This is a genomic window from Polynucleobacter sp. AM-7D1 (genome assembly GCF_018688455.1).
In the GTDB taxonomy this organism is placed as follows: domain Bacteria; phylum Pseudomonadota; class Gammaproteobacteria; order Burkholderiales; family Burkholderiaceae; genus Polynucleobacter.
Genome location: NZ_CP061319.1, coordinates 1,037,358 through 1,055,485, shown reverse-complemented (window position 1 = coordinate 1,055,485; position 18,128 = coordinate 1,037,358). Strand labels below are relative to the sequence as shown.

The window sequence follows — 18,128 nt, the reverse complement described above, 5'->3', positions numbered from 1 at the left end:
CGTTTGTATATTTAATTTACATATTTGTTTTGAGGTTTTGATATGACTGCACGTACACAATGTAATAGCCTTCAAGTGGCTACACCCTTATATCGCTTTATTGAAGATAAAGTCTTGCCTGGTACAGGTATTAAAAGCGCAGACTTTTGGAAAGGTTTTGACGAAATCGTCAAAGACCTAAGCCCAAAAAATGAGGCATTGCTTGCTAAGCGTGACCGTTTGCAAGTGGACTTGGATAAATGGCATCAGGCCAATCCTGGTCCGATTAAGGATATGCCTGCTTATCGTAAGCATCTCAAGGAAATTGGCTATCTCGATGAAGTGCCAGGAAAAGTTCTTGGCACTACCAAGAACGTTGATGATGAGTTGGCTCTTCAAGCTGGACCGCAATTGGTCGTTCCAGTGCTCAATGCCCGCTATGCGCTGAATGCCGCTAATGCACGTTGGGGCTCTTTATATGACGCTCTCTATGGTACTGACGTTATCTCTGAAGAAGACGGCGCAACTAAGGCGGGTGGCTATAACCCGATTCGTGGTGCCAAGGTCGTTGCATTTGCCCGCAAGTTTTTAGATCAATCAGCACCTCTTGCTAAGGGTTCACATGCGGATGCTATTGAGTATGCGGTTGATGGCAACAAGTTAGTAGTTAGCCTGAAGGATGGCAGCAAAACAGGCCTTGCTGATGAAAAGCAATTTGTTGGCTATCAAGGTGATGCTGCTTCACCTTCTTCAGTGCTCCTGCGTAATAACGGTGTGCATATTGATATCGAGATTGATAAGACTAAAACGATTGGCGCAAGCGACGCTGCTGGCGTTAACGATGTTGTGCTTGAAGCCGCTCTCTCTACTATTTTGGACTTGGAAGATTCGATTGCTGCTGTTGATGGCGATGACAAAGTGTTGGCCTATGAGAATTGGTTAGGCATTCTCAAAGGCACTTTGGTTGAAGAAGTTAGCAAAGGTGGGAAAACTTTCACTCGCACCCTCAATCCAGATCGTCAATACAAGGCAGGCATTGGCGCAGTGGATGCTAAAGACGGTGTAGTGACTTTGCATGGCCGTTCTTTATTGTTCCTTCGTAACGTTGGCCACCTAATGACTAATCCAGCCATCATTACTGGTGATGGTAAAGAGATCTACGAAGGTATCTTGGATGCAGTCGTGACTGTATTAATTGCTTTGTACGATATCAAGCGTCCAGCTACTCAGGCAATTGGCAATACTCGTAAAGGTTCTGTCTATATTGTTAAGCCAAAAATGCATAGTCCAGAAGAGGTTGCTTTTGCTGGTGAGCTCTTTGGTCGCGTTGAGAAGTTGCTGGGCTTGCCCGCGGATACTGTGAAGCTTGGCATCATGGATGAAGAGCGTCGCATGAGCGCCAATATCAAGGCTGCAATTGCAGCTGCTGGTGCTCGCGTAGCCTTTATTAATACTGGCTTCCTGGACCGCACTGGTGACGAAATGCATACAGCAATGCATGCAGGTCCAATGATGCGCAAGGGCGATATGAAGACCAGTAAGTGGCTGTCAGCTTATGAGCGTCGTAACGTTCTGGCTGGTTTAGATTGTGGCTTGCGTGGTCGCGCTCAAATCGGTAAGGGTATGTGGGCAATGCCAGATCTGATGAAAGCTATGGTTGAGCAAAAGATTGTTCATCCAAAGGCAGGTGCAAATACGGCTTGGGTGCCTTCACCTACTGCAGCAACATTGCATGCCTTGCATTACCACCAGGTGAATGTCGCTCAACTGCAAAAAGAGATGGAGCAGTTAGATACGGCTGCTGAAGCTGAAGCCTTGATCAATGATTTGTTGACCATTCCGGTAGTGGAAAAAGCCAACTGGTCTAAAGAAGAAATTCAGCAAGAGTTGGATAACAATTGCCAAGGTATCTTGGGTTATGTGGTGCGTTGGATTGACCAAGGTGTTGGTTGCTCTAAAGTACCAGATATTCATAACGTAGGTTTGATGGAAGATCGTGCAACTTTGCGTATCTCTAGTCAGCATATTGCCAACTGGCTATTGCATGGCATTGTTACCGAAGATCAGGTGAATGAGTCTTTGCAGCGTATGGCTAAAGTAGTTGATGGTCAAAATGCTGGCGATCCTTTGTATAAGCCGATGATGCCAAATTACAAAGACTCTTATGCTTATAAAGCTGCAAGTGATCTTATTTTCAAAGGTCTAGAGCAGCCTAATGGCTATACCGAGCCTTTGCTTCATGCATGGCGCTTAGAGGTGAAGAAGGCTCACGCTTAATCTTTATTTCTTGGTCTCATGAGCGAAATGGATTTGTCGAAAGGCAAGTCCATTTTTCTTTTTACTGGCTAATTATTTAATCCCTTTATCGCTCTATGTTTAGCTTTTTAAATCCCTTTGCTAGACGTGCTACAGCACGTGGGGAAGCGCTGGGGTTTCAATTTAATGATGGGGGTAGGGAGGCAGCAGGCTTTAAAGGTGGAGCTGGCGACTGTGTTGTCCGTGCCATCGCCATTGCTGCAGAGTTGCCTTATATGCAAGTCTATGAAGACCTTCGTATTGCTAATGCAACCTATGCGGAGCAGCGAAATGATAAGTTGGCCAGAAGGCTTGCCGAGAAGGGTTCTTCACCTCGCAATGGTAATCATCGCAATGTCTTTCATGACTACATTCTAGGTCATGGCTTTGAATGGGTTCCGACCATGAAGATTGGGGCTGGCTGCCAGGTGCATTTACTAGCTAATGAGCTAGTTGAAGGTAGATTAATAGTGAAGGTTTCTAAGCACTTAAGTGCCGTAATTGATGGCGTTATTTACGACACGCATAATCCATCTCGAGGAGGTTCTCGCTGTGTCTATGGTTATTACATTAAGCGCTAACCATTAGGGCTGAAAAAGAAAAAGCCTCTGAAGATTCAGAGGCATATTTCTTAAAAAAGACCAAAAAAGGCCTAAAAACAGGCTAAATTAGCAATAAATTACCAATTTCCACTAGTTTTGCGTGATTTCAGTTCCATTGCTTTAGCTTCTACAAATGCTGCTAGCAATATGGCTAGGTAGCCCTTAATTGCTAATAAAGGCTTAAAGCTAATAGTTGGTGCTTGATGAAGCTGTACTGATTTTGCATGTGCCATGGTGAGCTCCTTAAGGGTTAACCCTAATGATACACCCGATCATCTTGCATTGCAGCAATTAATTCAGATTGTTTTAATAGATGCTGGTGTGACGGTACTTCTGGTCCCAAGCATTCTTATAGGCAGTAGTCATGCCAATCATGATTGAAGTGGTCCACGCCAATGAAAAGAGGCCGCTGAGCGAAATAAAGAAGGCGAAGCTCTTCCAGCCATTAATCAATGTATCTGACTCAAAACCTACGGTTGTATAGCAGCTGCCTGCAAAAAGAACTGCGGCAACAGGATTTGCCATGATTCCAAGGCAAATAATAAAGATTGCCCAAAAGAGAATTTCTAATACGTGAATTAAGGCAAGAAATAAGAAGGTTACATAGAAATGAAAGAAAACACGGTTGTATTGATGTGCTTCTAGATTTTTGCGAGTGAGGCGCTCAAAGCGCATATAGACATGGTTAATGGCGCTGCCATGGAATATCAGAATGGCAATCAAACAGGCGATTCCCCAAGCAGTATCCCGCGCTAGAAGTGCAAAATGAAAAGCGTTTAGGGTATTAATAAAATCGTTCATGGGCTTATATTGAGTGAGCTTGGGCAATGATTTCTTGGTGGGTTGATAATGGCACATCCTCAATATCATGTAAAGAAACCCTTGACCGAGCATCACATGCCAGGCGGAAAGAGAAAGGAACGTTTTTTCTTATTCTCTTTAGCCGGAATTCAGTTCACCCATATTCTGGACTTCATGATCATGATGCCTTTGGGTCCTGAATTTATTCGTGAGCTCAATATCAATACCCATGAGTTCGGTTTATTACTGTCCTCTTATACATTTGCCGCTGCCATTGCTGGAATCTTTGCCACTTACTTCGTTGATCGATTTGAACGGAGAGTACTGCTACTGAGTTTGTATGCCTGTTTCATTATTGCGACCTTAGTTTGTGGCTTGGCCCCCGATTACCATTCACTCTTTATTGCGCGAGCCTTCGCAGGAGCATTTGGGGGTATCCTAGGCTCATTGGTACAAACGATTGTTGCTGATTCCATTCCATTTGAGCGTAGGGGGAAGGCATTGGGTACTGTAATGTCAGCATTCTCAATATCGACAGTAGCTGGTGTTCCGCTCAGTTTATTTTTAGCCAACAACATTCCTTCTTTAGGTTGGCGTGCGCCATTTATCTTTATTGCTTTGATATCCAGCCTTATTTTGTATGTCGGCTATCGCAATATTCCTAAGATCACAGGACATCTTGGTCAGACTCACGAAGGTAGTCGACTTAGTCAAATCTGGAATATCTTCTTTGCCCATCAGCACTTGCGAGCATTTGTTTTTATGGCGCTCATTATGTTGACTGGATTTTCCGTCATTCCCTATATCGCCCTCTACTTGACCGCCAATGTTGGTATTGATAACTCTTACATTTCCTTAATTTATCTTTGCGGTGGGATTGCAACACTCATGAGTTCTCGCGTGATTGGCCATATGGCCGACCAATACGGCAAGGTCAAGGTATTTAGAGTGCTCGCTGTGATTAGCTTAATTCCATTGATCGTTACAACCAATCTCATGCCGGTCCCACTTTGGGTGGTATTGATTAACTCCACTGCCTTTTTTGTTCTGGTTTCTGGGCGGATGATTCCGGCGATGGCGATTGTGAGTCAAGTAGTCGAAGCCAAAGTCCGAGGCACCTTTATGAGTTTGGTGGGTTCAGTGCAAATGCTTGCATCTGGCCTAGCCTCGGTTTTGGCGGGTATGGTCGTGACTATTGGTGCCGATGGGATGATGGACCATTACAACCAGGTTGGTTATGGGGCAGCTCTGTGCGGCTTGCTTACCTTTTGGTTAGTGGGATATATTCATACTGATAAACAGTCGAAGTAAGCCTAATTCATTTTTAAAAGAGAGATTGGAGATAGTCATGATTACATTTCAAAGACCTGACGGCGCTTCAGTGGAGGCTTATGTTGTTGAGCCCGCCGATCCAAAAAATGCTCCTGGTGTAGTAGTGATTCAGGAGTGGTGGGGTTTGGATGATGAAATTAAGAATGTCGCTAATCGTTTGGCGAAAGCAGGTTATCGCGCCTTGGTGCCAGATCTCTATCGTGGCAAGTTGGCCTTAGAGGCGAATGAGGCAGAACACCTCATGAATGGTTTGAATTTTGGCGATGCTGCCAGTCAAGATATCCGTGGTGCCGTTCAATATCTCAAAGCAACTGGCAGTGCCAAAGTGGCTGTTACGGGTTTTTGTATGGGCGGAGCCCTCACCGTATTATCTGCCGGACTCGTTCCAGAATGTGATGCAACTGTAGTTTGGTACGGCTATCCGCCACTAGAATATGTTGATGTATCGGCTATCAAAAAACCAATGTTGGCGCACTGGGCTCTTCATGATGAATTTTTCTCGATTGCTGGCGTTGATCAACTTGAAGCAAAGCTAAAGGCTGCTGGAGTTACTTATGACTTTCAGCGCTATGACACTAAACATGCCTTCGCAAATCCTAAATCAGACTCAAGAGGTCTACCACCATTGCAATACAACTCCGATGCTGCTGAATTAGCCTGGGAACGCACTATGACATTCTTAAAAAATACACTAGGCAATGATTAGTCCTCGCAAGGGCTTGTAAAAATCTCCACCCAATAATCTTCTTGATCTCAATTTCTAATGCATCTTTTTGCTGAAAACCTCGCTGTTGAAATTTCTTCGTATTACCGAAATCTCGCTCTGGCCCATGGCGTCATCCCCAAGGTGTTTACCTTAGTAAATGGAGCGGGGGATCAATACCTCTTCTTTATAGATGATCTGCGTATGGAGAAGACGGAGGAAGATCAGTTTTTGGCTTATATCGTTCAAGAGCACGAGGCGGTCTGCTATGCGCGAGGAACCTTGGTCATCCTGGAGAAAAATCAACAGCTGATCGAGTTTGCCGTTATTGATCAAGACGATAATGAGGCCATTGTATGCTCAGCCCAGTTGACGCGGGATATTGACGATAAGCCGGTTGGACTCAGTGAGTTTGAGAAGACCTTGGCGCCTAAAAAAACTATCTTCTTCAGCGGCCTCTTTAAGCCTATTGAGCTATCGGAAGATAGGGCGGAGGAGTTTGAAAGTCTTTGGGAAGAGATGAAGCCCAAGATCTTGCATAGGACCATGGGAATTTAGTCGCCTATTGAAAAGAGGTTGTTTAGTCCCCATATAGGTCTTTGTAGGAGTATTTGGTGCCCAGGAAGGGACTCGAACCCCCACAACCTTACGATCGCCAGCACCTGAAGCTGGTGCGTCTACCAATTTCGCCACCTGGGCATGCCGTTATTATAAAGGTATGTGCCTTTTGGCCTACCTTCTAACCCCTTTTGGCTTTTTCCCTTCAGACTTAGTGGTTTGATACAGTAGCCTAAGCAAGAATAATGATTGATATATAAGGCATGAATTGCCGAAGGAATTAAATGCGTAAAGCAAAAAACTTGGTGCCACGAGAGGCTGACCGCTTAGGTACAGTCCAAGGTCACCGAGATGGATTTGGATTTGTAATACCGGATGATGGTGGAGAAGATATTTTTCTTTCTGAAAGAGAAATGTCCCGCGTTATGCACGGTGATAGGGTCAATGTCAGAGTATTAGGAACAGATCGTCGTGGTCGACCAGAGGGTCAGATCGTTGATGTGATTCTGCACGCTAATAAAGTCGTCATCGGTCGTCTCTTAAATGAGAATGGTGTTTTGATTGTTGCGCCAGAAGATAAGCGTATTGGCCACGATATTCTGATTCCACCAAAGGGTCAGGGTAATGCCAAATTGGGTCAAGTAGTCAGCGTTGAGATCATTGACTATCCAGATAGTTATCGTCAAGCTGTTGGACGCGTTGTAGAAGTGCTTGGCGAAATTGATGACCCTGGTATGGAAATTGAAATCGCCGTTCGCAAGTATGGCGTCCCTCATGAGTTTTCAGCTGCTGTTAAAAAAGAAGCGGCTGCCTTGCCCGATACAGTTCAGCAATCCGACCTTGAGGGTCGAGTTGATCTACGTGATGTCCCTTTAGTCACAATCGATGGTGCCGATGCTCGCGACTTCGATGATGCGGTGTATTGCGAACCAGTGATGTATGGCAAGAGTAAGGCTTGGCGCCTGATTGTTGCCATTGCTGATGTATCCCATTACGTAAAGCCAGGCCAACCTCTAGATGATGAAGGCCTTCTGCGTGCAACGTCGGTGTATTTCCCGAGACGGGTAATACCAATGCTGCCTGAGAAGATCTCTAACGGTCTTTGTTCTTTGAACCCTGGTGTTGATCGACTCTGTATGGTGTGTGACTCAGTTGTGGATAACAACGGAGTGGTGTTGGCATATCAGTTCTATCCAGCGGTGATGCATTCTGCACAGCGTTTTACCTACGATACAGTTTGGGAGATTCTTTCTAATAGCAAGGGTCCTGAAGCAACCCGCTTTGCTGAGTTCAGGCCGTTACTCACCAATCTCTATTCGCTATACAAAATTTTGTTAGATGCTCGTCAAAAACGGGGCGCTATCGAATTTGAAACCACTGAAACCCAAATCATTAGTAATGAGCTGGGTAAGATTCTGCGTATTGAGCCGCGTTTGCGCAATGATGCGCATCGCCTCATTGAAGAGTGCATGTTGACAGCTAACGTCTGTGCAGCAGATTTTATTGATCAGAATAAGCATCTCAGTTTGTATCGTGTTCACGGCGAACCTTCTGAAGAAAAGTTAGTCACCTTGCGCCAAGTATTGCGTACCTCTGGTTTGTCATTGGGTGGTGGTGAAAAGCCAAAGCCAAAAGACTATGCCAAGCTCATGCGCGAAATCAAAGAGCGTCCTGATGCCAATATGCTTCAGTCGGTTGTTTTGCGGTCGATGCAACAGGCAATGTATCAGCCTGATAACGAAGGTCATTTTGGACTTGCCTATCCAGCGTACTCGCATTTCACTAGCCCGATTCGTCGTTACCCCGATCTATTGACTCATCGAGTTATTAAAGCGATTCTGGCCAAGAAGCCATACACACCTGTATTGCCGCCAACCGTCCCGCTCAACCTGACTTTGCCACGCAAGGGTAAGGGTCGTGAAAATGCAGTTAATGCCAAGAAGTCTCACAGTGATGCGAAGGAAGCTGCTGCTAAAGGTACGCGCTTGCCTAAATTACCCAAGGGTGCGAATGCCGCCTTGCCTATTTGGGGCCAGCTGGGTGTCCATTGCTCATCTAACGAGCGTCGTGCAGATGAAGCATCTCGTGATGTCGAAGCATGGCTCAAGTGTTATTACATGCGAGATCATTTGGGTCAAGAGTATGCTGGCACCGTTACTGGCGTAGCTTCTTTTGGTTTATTTGTGCAGCTAGAAAATCTCTTTGTTGAGGGCATGATTCATGTCACAGAATTAGGTGGCGATTACTTTCAGTATGACGAAGCCCGACAAGAGCTGCGTGGCGAGAGAACGGGTATCCGCTATCGCTTAGGTGATCGTGTGCATGTCTTAGTCAGCCGCGTTGATCTTGACGCCCGCAAGATTGAATTTAGTTTGGTGAAGTCTGTTGGTCTAGAGCCAGGTGGTACAACGAATCGCCGTCAAATTATTTTAGCTAGCGATACTGGCAGGCCTAATAAAAAGGCATCCCCAAAGAAGGGTCGCCCTGGCAGTAAAGAGCCACAGAAGCATTCTGGAATTAATGTGAATGCTGCAAAGTCTGCCGGTAATCTGGGTGCCAATCAGTCCAAGAATCAGGCTGGAAGAGCGGCCAGTAAAGTTGCCAAGTCAGGTAAGTCCGGTAAACCAACTAGACCTGCCGGTAAGCCTGCTGGTACTAAACCACCTGTCCGCAGTACTAAAGCGCGTCGCAAATAATGGGTAATACAGAATCGAGATAAGTAAAGATGAAGCAAATATTGGTAGGTTTTCATGCAGTGCAAGCGCGTTTGCGAGTTGATGCCGCAAGTCTGAAGTCAGTTTATTTTGATCCTAGCCGTCGTGACCGTCGTATGGGTGATTTTCTTAAACAAGCTGAAGAGATTTTGGGTGAAAGATTGCATGCAGCCGATTCTGAACGTCTTCACAAACTCGCTGGTCATGATCGCCATCAAGGTGTAGTAGCTTTAGCAGAGAAGATGACCATCGCCAGAACCATTACCGAGGTGGTTGAAGATGCGGAGAGTAATCAAAGTAAGGTAATGTTCTTGGTATTGGACGGAGTAACTGATCCCCATAATTTCGGTGCATGTTTACGTGTTGCTGATGGCGCTGGTGTTGATGCTGTAGTGATCCCTAAAGATCGCTCGGCCTCTATTAATGCGACTGTGAGTAAGGTATCGAGTGGCGCTTCTGAAGTAATGCCAGTGATTACCGTTACCAACTTAGTACGCAGCATGAAAGAAATGCAAGAGGCGGGCGTTTGGTTAATTGGCACTGACGATGAGGCAGAAAAATCTATTTACGATCTGGATCTCACTGGTCCTATTGGCATTGTCATGGGTGCAGAGGGTGAGGGCATGAGGCGCTTAACGCGTGAGACTTGTGACGAGTTGGTGCGTATCCCAATGAAGGGTGTAGTGGAGAGCTTGAATGTTTCTGTTGCGAGTGGCGTATGCTTGTACGAAGCACTAAGACAACGCTTGGCTAAAGAGTCTAAATAAGTAGTAAATCCATCAATTTACTCAAGAGGCTTCTATGAAATGCAATATTGGACATACTGACCGCGTTCTACGAATGACTGTTGGCGTCACCCTGATGGGGCTTGCAGGCTTTGGAATTACTGGCCCCTGGGCTTGGATCGGCGTCATCCCTTTGCTGACTGGGATGATGGGAAATTGCCCTGCTTACAGTATTTTGGGTATCAATACCGCTAAGAAGTAATTTGGTAGTTGATTAGCAAAAAATTAAGCAATTAGTTGCTGAATGAATTGCTCTAATTGAGCTGGCGGTAGTGCTCCACTAATGCGATGCACTTCTTTGCCGTTTTTAAATCCCGCTAGCGTTGGTATTGAGCGGATATTCCATTGCGATCCGAGCATTTGTTCTGCCTCGGTATTGACTTTGACAAACAAGACCTGATTTGCGTGAGCAATAGCGCTTGCCTGAAAGGTAGGACCAAACATCTTGCATGGACCACACCATGGTGCCCAAAAGTCGACTATTACCGGTATTGTTGACTGAGTCACTAGTTCGCTGAAGTTTGCCGCAGTGGCATTGATGGGGAGTGACAGGAGTTCTTGTTTGCAGACTCCACAAACAGGGGTCTGCTTAAGTTTCTCGGCAGGGACGCGATTTGCTTTATTGCAATGTGGGCAATGAATAATCATCTTGACTCCTCAGCTACTTAATAAGATCTCTAGTTTTTCAGTATCGATACAGAAATTTCGTATACCTTCTGCAAGCTTTTCTGTGGCCATGGCATCATTATTCAATTGCAATCTAAAGTTTGACTGATCTAACTTGAGGGCTGAGATATTTTCGCTAGCAAGAGCGCTTGCTGCATTGCTCGAATTGAGCTTCTTCTTAACCGCTGTCGCGCTGTTCTGAAGATCACCCAAAAGCTCTGGGCTAATTGTGAGTAAATCACACCCAGCAAGTTCTAAGATTTGGCTAGTGTTGCGAAAGCTGGCTCCCATGATTTCAGTGGAGATGCCAAAGTGCTTGTAATAGTGGAATATGCGCTTGACTGAGGTAACGCCAGGATCATTCGAACCGCCATTATTTATATCACTCCAGCTGCTACCCAGTTTGGCTTTGTACCAATCGGTAATACGCCCTACAAATGGTGAAATCAATTTAGCATTCACTGCACCACAAGCGGCAGCTTGCACCAAAGAAAAAAGCAGCGTCATATTGCAGTGAATGCCCTCGGCTTCCAAAGCTTTAGCCGCCTGAATGCCTTCCCAGGTACCTGCTAGTTTGATTAAGACGCGCTGACGATCGATCCCGTGAGATTCATACAGTGCAATAAGATGCCGTGCTTTGTTAATGGTTGCCTGAGTATCAAAAGAGAGGCGGGCATCTACTTCAGTTGAAACCCGTCCTGGAACAATCTTTAAAATCTCAAGGCCAAAAGCCACTAGGATGTGGTCGACTAAATCGACTGGTTTCATACCAGGGTGGGCTGATTTAACTTGATTTACCAAGGCCTGATAGTTGGCTTGCTGTGCCGCCTTGAGTATCAGGGATGGATTGGTTGTTGCATCTTGGGGCTGGTATTCCTGCATGCGCTCAAAGTCGCCGGTATCGGCTACGACCGTTGTCAGTTGCTTTAGTTGGCTAAGCGCGGTGAGGGAAGTGGTCATAAGGATCTTGAATGTTCTTATTTAATTAATCAGTAAAGCAGATTGAATATCATATGATAGATGCATAAATAAGGCTGTTCCAGTTTAGATAAGGATATCGGGCAAGATCATGAATCAAGATCAACTAAAGCAATTGGTGGGTGAAGCAGCGCGGGATGAGGTTTTGAAGTTGCCAGCTGGCCAGATCATAGGTGTTGGGACTGGCTCCACCGCTAATTGTTTTATTGATGCTTTGGCGCCGCATAAGGGGCATTTTGCAGGAACGGTATCTAGTTCTAATGCTACGACTGAGCGCTTGTTAAAGCATGGTTTTAAGGTTTTAGATCCGAATGATGTGAATCAGTTGCCCACCTATGTTGATGGCGCAGATGAGATCGATCCTGCTGGTCACATGATTAAGGGCGGTGGCGGTGCCTTGACCCGCGAAAAGATTATTGCCTCGATGGCAAAGCAATTCATTTGTATTTGCGACTCATCTAAACAAGTCCCAGTCTTGGGAAGCTTCGCATTGCCGGTGGAGATCATTCCTTTATCCAAAGCTATCGTTACTCAAGAGTTGCTTAAGTTAGGCGGTTCAGTCTCGCTCAGGATGGCAAAAGAAACTCGTGCTGACTTAGGGCAGACGCCAAGCCAGCCTTTTGTGACGGATAACGGTGGCTGGATTTTAGATATTGCTGGCTTAAAGATCACCAATCCACTCGCGCTAGAGGCGCAAATTAATCAAATTGCTGGCGTGATTACTGTGGGTCTCTTTGCCAAAGAGAAAGCCGATATTTTGCTGGTGAGCAATGCGTCAGGCGTAAGCCGTCTAGTTTTGTAGCCTAAATGAATTATTTAGACTCATCTGCTGGCGGTACATAGCCCTGAGCAGTATCAGCACCACCCTCAAAGAAGTATTTTTCAACTTGTTTGAGCAAATATTGACGAGCACGAGGATCGGCCATATTGAGGCGATTCTCATTAATCAACATGGTTTGTTGCTTTAACCAAGCCGCCCAAGCTTCTTTAGAAACTTGGTTCCAAATCTTTTTGCCTAGCTCGCCTGGCAGTGGAGCAAAGTCCATACCTTCAGCTTCTTTATTGAGTTTGATGCATTGAACCATGCGTGCCATTTGTAATGCCTTTCAAATACGATGTACTAAATAAAAAAATGTATACCAAAGAAAGTTATGAAACTCATAGATCTTTGGTGAGAACCATGGACTTGCGATCCCAGTTGTAAATTTGCTTTCTCTCTTCTGGAAGATCGTCAACAGAGGCGCGCTTAAAGCCACGCTTTAGAAACCAATGCTCTGTTCTGGTGGTTAAAACGAAAAGTTTTTTAATGCCTTCACGCTTTGCCCGCATTTCAACGCGCTTCAGTAAACGTTCTCCATCGCCTGAGCCCTGAACATCAGGATCGACTGCGAGGCAAGCAAGTTCGCCTACGCCATTGGGGAAGGGGAAGAGGGCGGCACATCCAAAGAGCACGCGATCATGCTCAATCACCGAGAAGCGCTGAATGTCACGCTCAATCACATCTTGTCCGCGGGCAGCCAAAATACCTTCTTCTTCAAGCGGGCTAGTAAGTTGCAATATGCCACCAACGTCATCTTGATTCGCTTCGCGTAAATTCTCAATATCGGATGAAGCTAGCATCATGCCAATACCATCGTGGGTAAAGAGCTCCTCTAAGAGTGCGCCATCACGATTGCAAGGTAAGAAGTGCACGCGACTCACGCCAGCACGAATGGCTCTACCTGAAATATTAAGTAAGCTCTTCATCCCTAGATCAAGATTAGGATGCTCGGCTACATATTCTTGTAGCTGCGGCATCGAGAGTTCGGTAATGTAATCACCTTCCTCATCTTTAAGACCAGCGTAGGGGCTAAGGAATATTAATTTATCTGCTTTGAGTGCAGCAGCAGTAGAAGCCGCTACATCTTCAAAGGCAAGATTAAAAGCTTGCCCTGTTGGCGAGAAGCCCAGCGGTGATAGCAACACAATTTTGTTGCTATCAAGTGATAGTTTGATTGAAGTGGAGTCCACCTTACGAACCAATCCGGTATGAATGTAATCAATACCTTCAACCACGCCCACAGGCATGGCGGTAATAAAGTTTCCTGAGATCACTGAAATGCGTGATCCTGCCATCGGAGTATTGGGCAAGCCACGACTAAATGCTGCTTCAATATCGAGGCGTAATTCACCAGCAGCTTCTTTGACGCATTCCAAGGCTGCGGCATCCGTGATGCGATAGCTATGCATCGTGCTCTTGCCGAACTGACTCTTGATGTTCCGGAGCATGAGCTGCTCTTCAATTTGAGGGCGAATGCCGTGAACTAAAACAATGCGCATTCCCATGGCATGCAACATTGCGATATCTTCTATCAGATTCTCAAGGCCAATTTCTTGGGCAAGTTCACCAGCAAAAGCAATAACAAAGGTCTTCTCGCGGAAGCTATGGATATAGGGCGCAACATCACGCAGCCATCCTACAAAAGGAAAGTTGGAGCTTGATTCTTCGGCGTTTGAGCCGGGGTTTGGTGCATTTGTTGGCATAGTGAGAAAATTATAGGGTGCAAGAGCCTATAAACCAACAAAAACCCAAAGCAAGCCCTGCGACTGTGCCTGCTTCCAACACCTCCCGACGTCTGGAAATTCGCTTTCCGGAGGAGTTGCCAGTATCTGGTCAGCGTCAAATCATTAAGGATGCTTTGAGCTCTCATCAAGTGGTGATTGTCTGTGGTGAGACTGGTTCAGGCAAAACAACCCAATTACCGAAGATCTGTCTAGACCTAGGTAGGGGCACCATCAACGGCGGGCGCCTCATTGGACATACACAGCCTCGCCGTATTGCTGCAACAGCCACAGCGAAGCGTATAGCTCAAGAGCTGGGTACCCCAATCGGTCAAGACGTTGGCTATCAAGTTCGTTTTGCCGATAAGACTAGTCAGGGCGCCTCAATTAAGTTGATGACTGATGGAATCTTGCTTGCTGAGACTCAGAGGGATCCTCAACTTCGTGCCTATGACACACTTATCATCGATGAGGCTCATGAGCGCAGCCTCAATATCGACTTTCTACTAGGCTACCTTCGCCAGCTGCTACCGAAGCGCCCAGATCTCAAGTTGATCATCACCTCAGCCACGATCGATGCCAAGCGTTTTTCAGATCATTTCGCCTTAAATGGTAAGTCAGCTCCGGTGATTGAGGTCAGTGGACGACTCTTTCCCGTAGAACAGCGTTACGAAGCTTTGGAGCCGGATACCAAGCCAGACGGTAAGAAAGAGTCCAAAGAGGCTAAGGAGATTCCAGATGCTGTGGCGGAGGCGATCGCTAATGTGTGGCGAGAGGGCGCCTCAGGTGCTGGCGATGTTTTGGTTTTCTTGCCTGGGGAGCGAGAGATTCGGGATTGCGCTGAAGCGCTTCGCAAAGACCATATCCTGCAGCAACGCTTTCATCCGGAGATATTAAGCCTATTTGCGCGCCAGTCGGTTGCGGAACAAGAGCGTGTGTTCAATCCCGGCAATGGTCGACGCATCATCCTCACTACCAACGTTGCTGAGACCTCATTAACAGTTCCCAATATTCGCTATGTAGTGGATAGTGGCTTGGCCCGTGTGAAGCGCTATTCCTATCGCAATAAAGTCGAGCAGTTGCAAATTGAGCCAATATCTCAGGCGGCAGCCAATCAAAGGGCAGGTCGTTGCGGTCGTGTATCTGACGGTATTTGTATTCGTCTGTATAGCGAGCAAGATTATTTAAGCCGGCCTAAATTTACTGATCCAGAAATTCTCCGTAGTTCACTGGCGGCAGTGTTGCTACGTATGAGTTCTTTGCGTTTACCCCGCATTCAAGAATTCCCATTCATTGATAAACCCCTAGGTCGAGCTATTGCAGATGGTGTGCAGTTGCTAGATGAGTTGGGTGCCATCGTCTATGAGGAGAGTTCTAGGGGTGATGACAAAGACATTAACAATAGTTTCAAGCTAACGCCTATAGGCAAGCAGTTAGCAGATCTTCCCTTGGATCCTCGTATCGGTCGTATGCTCTTAGCAGCTAAAGAACAAAACGCACTACGTGAAGTCACCATCATTGCTTCTGCTTTAGCCACGCAAGACCCGCGTGATCGACCAATGGATCAGGCTGCTGCTGCCGATCAAGCTCACCTGCAGTTTGCAGATGAGCGATCTGAGTTTCTAAGTTTTGTAAAGCTATGGGATTGGTATCAGGATGCACTGAAGCACAAACACAGTAATCGCCAATTAGAAAATCTGTGCCGTAGTAAATTCTTATCTCCAAGGCGATTGCGAGAATGGCGTGATGTGCATGGGCAGTTGCACACCATGCTTGGTGAAAAGGGTTGGAAAGAGAATCCCTCAGCCGCTACTTATGAACAAGTACATCTGTCTTTATTAACTGGCTTACTAGGTTATGTTGCCAAAAAAGAAGAGGATGAAAAATCTCAAGAGCGCGGTAGCAAGACCGGTGGTTACATTGGTGCTCGTGGTATTCGTCCTTTTATCTGGCCGGGTTCAACTATTGGTAAAAAGGCCGGTGCTTGGATCTTAGCTGGTGAGCTCCAAGAAACCAATCGCATGTATGCCCGTACGATTGCGAAGATTGAACCTCAATGGGTTGAGAGAGTTGCAGCCCACCGCTTGATTAAATCCTTGAGCGATCCCTTTTGGGATAGTCGCCAAGGTGAAGTCATGGCATTTGAGAGAGGCACTTTATACGGCCTGCCTATCTATCACGGACGTCGCGTTCGTTATGAGTCTCACAATCCGGAAGAAGCTCGCGAATTATTCATTAAACAAGCCTTGGTGCAGGAAGAAATGTTTGGCCGTATGGACACTCCGGCATTGATGCGGGAGACTGAAGCTGATGCAAGAAAAAAATATCCAGGTAGTTTCGAATTCTTCTGGTACAACCGCAGGCTGATTAAAGAGATCGAGGCGCTAGAGCATCGTTCAAGGCGTCCTGATGTCTTAGTGGATGATGAGCTCTTATTTGCTTTTTATGACTCACGCATTCCGAAAAATGTTCTCAGTAGAGAGGGGATGAAAGCCTGGTTAAGGAATGCTGCAAAAAGCGAAGGTGCTAGCGATCAGAGCCCTGACTCCCTATTGCGCTTAGCTAAAGCGGACTTAATGCGACATGAAGCTGCTGGCATTACAGTAGATCGCTATCCTAAGAAAATGATTGTTGGAGGAACTGAGCTAAGTCTGACATATCACTTTGAGCCCGGCAGTCCTAAAGATGGAGTAACTTTAGTTGTTCCCTTGACTCTGTTAAATCAGGTAGATGGTCGCCGTTGCGAATGGCTTGTGCCAGGTATGTGCGAAGAAAAAATTCACCTGCTCCTAAAATCACTTCCCCAGAAGTTACGTCGTCACTGTGTTCCGCTGCCGGAATATGCAAAGTCTTTCTTAGACCGCATGCTCGCAGAAAAGCAGTTTGGTGTTGGTGACTTTTTAGATAGTCTCATTACGGATATTCGCAAAGAACGCGGTTTAGAAATTAAGCGTACAGACTTCAGACCTGAATCTCTGCCTTTGCACTCCGCAATGAACTTCCGTCTAGTAGATGAACATGGTCGCCAGCTTGAGCTGGAGCGCAACTTAGCCCGATTGCGTGCTGAACATGGAGAAACTGCTCGAACTGCATTCCAGGCGATTGCTCAGCAAGCGGTTCAAGAAGAGTTTGGTGCCGATACATCCGTCAGCACCCAAAATGTAAGCACTAATACAAGCCAAGCCACAACTACTGCTGCAGTAAAAAAAGTAGAGCAGGGTGGCTATCGAAGCTGGGACTTTGGAGAGCTACCCGAGACTCTCGAGATTCAGAAAGGCAATCGCACCTTATTTGGCTATCCAGCTTTAGTAGATCGTACTGAGTCATCTGATCTTGAAGTATTTGATGACTTGCTAGAGGCTAGAAAATATCACTGGCAAGGATTGCGAAGACTTTTCGCTTTGTCCAATAAAGATACGCTTAAGGCTCTTCAGAAACAGCTTCCCGGAATTCGGGAGCTCGGCCTGCTATTTATCAATGTGGGCTCAGTAGACAGTCTGATTGAGCAAATTCTGAATCTTGCCCTGGAGCGGGCTTTTATGAATGATCCATTGCCAGTGAATGCTGAGCAATTTGCTGATCGTCTACAAGCTGGCAAGCCTCGATTGGCTCTGATTGCTCAAGAGATTTCAAAGCATGCTCTAGCGGCTTTGCAGGCTTATGCAGACCTTCAAAAGAAGTTAGCTCAAGCCAAGGCTGCTTCAGGTGCTGCATACACAGACATTCAGAAGCAGATTCAGGGTTTAATTTTCCCGAAATTCGTATCTGATACGCCATATGCTCAGTTAGTGCATTTCCCTCGATATCTCAAGGCGATTGCGATGCGAATTGATAAGTTGCGATCCAATCCTAGTCGAGACGCCCAATGTCAAAAGGACTGGGAGTCTGTTGCGAGGCCATGGCAAAAGTTGGTCCAAGGCAGTCGCGGGTCTGCCACCTACGCCATGGATGAAGACCAAGCATTAACGGATTTTCGTTGGCAACTGGAGGAGTTGAGGGTGGCCTTATATGCCCAGGAACTAAAGACTCCAAGCCCAATGTCTTTAAAACGCCTAGAAAAGGTCTTGGGTAGCTTGCGTTAGGTCAAATTGATCCGACTAGGCGCACTGCAGTGGCGCATCAATTGCTTACAATGTAGCTATGCATATTTATATTACTAAAGCCAAATTTGGCA

Annotated in this window: 16 protein-coding genes and 1 tRNA gene; 10 read left to right on the top strand and 7 right to left on the bottom strand. The window is 46.1% G+C overall.

The genetic code is table 11. The annotated features are described in order from the left end of the window. Nucleotides 1–42: 42 nt before the first annotated feature. Both GQ359_RS05480 and GQ359_RS05475 read left to right on the top strand, forming a co-directional pair. The gene (locus GQ359_RS05480) at nt 43–2,256 is read left to right on the top strand and encodes a malate synthase G (protein ID WP_215385767.1); all 2,214 of its coding nucleotides are present in this window, start codon (nt 43–45) and stop codon (nt 2,254–2,256) included. 95 nt (nt 2,257–2,351) lie between these two features. Continuing rightward, nucleotides 2,352–2,855: a hypothetical protein gene (locus tag GQ359_RS05475; RefSeq protein WP_215385766.1), complete on the top strand. Its 504-nt coding sequence runs from the start codon at nt 2,352–2,354 to the stop codon at nt 2,853–2,855. Between the two features lie 98 nt (nt 2,856–2,953). Here the strand turns inward: GQ359_RS05475 and GQ359_RS05470 are convergent, their stop codons facing one another. Beyond that, nucleotides 2,954–3,109 (bottom strand): hypothetical protein, encoded by a 156-nt coding sequence (locus tag GQ359_RS05470; protein ID WP_215385765.1) that lies wholly within the window; start codon nt 3,107–3,109, stop codon nt 2,954–2,956. 73 nt (nt 3,110–3,182) lie between these two features. Further along, the gene (locus GQ359_RS05465) at nt 3,183–3,677 is read right to left on the bottom strand and encodes a hypothetical protein (RefSeq protein ID WP_215385764.1); all 495 of its coding nucleotides are present in this window, start codon (nt 3,675–3,677) and stop codon (nt 3,183–3,185) included. A gap of 48 nt (nt 3,678–3,725) precedes the next feature. Here GQ359_RS05465 and GQ359_RS05460 point away from each other — a divergent pair, with 48 nt between their 5' ends. The 3 genes from GQ359_RS05460 to GQ359_RS05450 are packed head-to-tail and all read left to right on the top strand — an operon-like array spanning nt 3,726 to nt 6,270. Continuing rightward, nucleotides 3,726–4,988 carry an MFS transporter gene (locus GQ359_RS05460; RefSeq protein ID WP_251367836.1) on the top strand — a complete coding sequence of 421 codons (1,263 nt, stop codon included), beginning with the start codon at nt 3,726–3,728 and terminating at the stop codon, nt 4,986–4,988. A 37-nt stretch (nt 4,989–5,025) separates the two neighbouring features. Then, nucleotides 5,026–5,715: a dienelactone hydrolase family protein gene (locus tag GQ359_RS05455; RefSeq protein WP_215385763.1), complete on the top strand. Its 690-nt coding sequence runs from the start codon at nt 5,026–5,028 to the stop codon at nt 5,713–5,715. Between the two features lie 57 nt (nt 5,716–5,772). Beyond that, complete coding sequence (locus GQ359_RS05450; RefSeq protein ID WP_215385762.1) at nt 5,773–6,270, top strand: hypothetical protein; 498 nt, start codon at nt 5,773–5,775, stop codon at nt 6,268–6,270. Nucleotides 6,271–6,324: 54 nt separating this feature from the next. Here the strand turns inward: GQ359_RS05450 and GQ359_RS05445 are convergent. After that, nucleotides 6,325–6,411, bottom strand: a tRNA-Leu gene (locus GQ359_RS05445). A gap of 143 nt (nt 6,412–6,554) precedes the next feature. Between GQ359_RS05445 and rnr the strand changes: the two genes are divergently transcribed. From rnr to GQ359_RS05430, 3 genes are read left to right on the top strand one after another with little or no spacing between them, the layout of a single operon-like run. Beyond that, on the top strand, nt 6,555–8,966 hold the full coding sequence (gene rnr / locus GQ359_RS05440; RefSeq protein ID WP_215385761.1) for a ribonuclease R: 2,412 nt from the start codon (nt 6,555–6,557) through the stop codon (nt 8,964–8,966). Nucleotides 8,967–8,995: 29 nt separating this feature from the next. Next, nucleotides 8,996–9,751 (top strand): 23S rRNA (guanosine(2251)-2'-O)-methyltransferase RlmB, encoded by a 756-nt coding sequence (gene rlmB, locus GQ359_RS05435; protein WP_215385760.1) that lies wholly within the window; start codon nt 8,996–8,998, stop codon nt 9,749–9,751. Between the two features lie 34 nt (nt 9,752–9,785). Continuing rightward, nucleotides 9,786–9,971, top strand: coding sequence for a DUF2892 domain-containing protein (locus tag GQ359_RS05430; protein WP_215333298.1), 186 nt, complete (start codon nt 9,786–9,788; stop codon nt 9,969–9,971). Nucleotides 9,972–9,994: 23 nt separating this feature from the next. On the opposite strand, the gene trxC is transcribed toward GQ359_RS05430, so the two are convergent. Both trxC and tal read right to left on the bottom strand, forming a co-directional pair. Continuing rightward, nucleotides 9,995–10,417, bottom strand: coding sequence for a thioredoxin TrxC (gene trxC, locus GQ359_RS05425; RefSeq protein ID WP_215385759.1), 423 nt, complete (start codon nt 10,415–10,417; stop codon nt 9,995–9,997). Nucleotides 10,418–10,426: 9 nt separating this feature from the next. Continuing rightward, the gene (gene tal, locus GQ359_RS05420; RefSeq protein WP_215385758.1) at nt 10,427–11,395 is read right to left on the bottom strand and encodes a transaldolase; all 969 of its coding nucleotides are present in this window, start codon (nt 11,393–11,395) and stop codon (nt 10,427–10,429) included. A 109-nt stretch (nt 11,396–11,504) separates the two neighbouring features. On the opposite strand from tal, the gene rpiA reads away from it, so the two are divergent. Beyond that, nucleotides 11,505–12,215: a ribose-5-phosphate isomerase RpiA gene (rpiA, locus tag GQ359_RS05415; protein WP_215385757.1), complete on the top strand. Its 711-nt coding sequence runs from the start codon at nt 11,505–11,507 to the stop codon at nt 12,213–12,215. A 10-nt stretch (nt 12,216–12,225) separates the two neighbouring features. Here the strand turns inward: rpiA and GQ359_RS05410 are convergent, their stop codons facing one another. Both GQ359_RS05410 and argA read right to left on the bottom strand, forming a co-directional pair. Continuing rightward, nucleotides 12,226–12,507 carry an oxidative damage protection protein gene (locus tag GQ359_RS05410; RefSeq protein WP_215300952.1) on the bottom strand — a complete coding sequence of 94 codons (282 nt, stop codon included), beginning with the start codon at nt 12,505–12,507 and terminating at the stop codon, nt 12,226–12,228. A 64-nt stretch (nt 12,508–12,571) separates the two neighbouring features. After that, on the bottom strand, nt 12,572–13,936 hold the full coding sequence (gene argA / locus GQ359_RS05405) for an amino-acid N-acetyltransferase (protein WP_215385756.1): 1,365 nt from the start codon (nt 13,934–13,936) through the stop codon (nt 12,572–12,574). Between the two features lie 65 nt (nt 13,937–14,001). Here argA and hrpA point away from each other — a divergent pair, with 65 nt between their 5' ends. Then, nucleotides 14,002–18,036 (top strand): ATP-dependent RNA helicase HrpA, encoded by a 4,035-nt coding sequence (gene hrpA, locus GQ359_RS05400; protein WP_215385755.1) that lies wholly within the window; start codon nt 14,002–14,004, stop codon nt 18,034–18,036. Nucleotides 18,037–18,128: the final 92 nt, after the last annotated feature.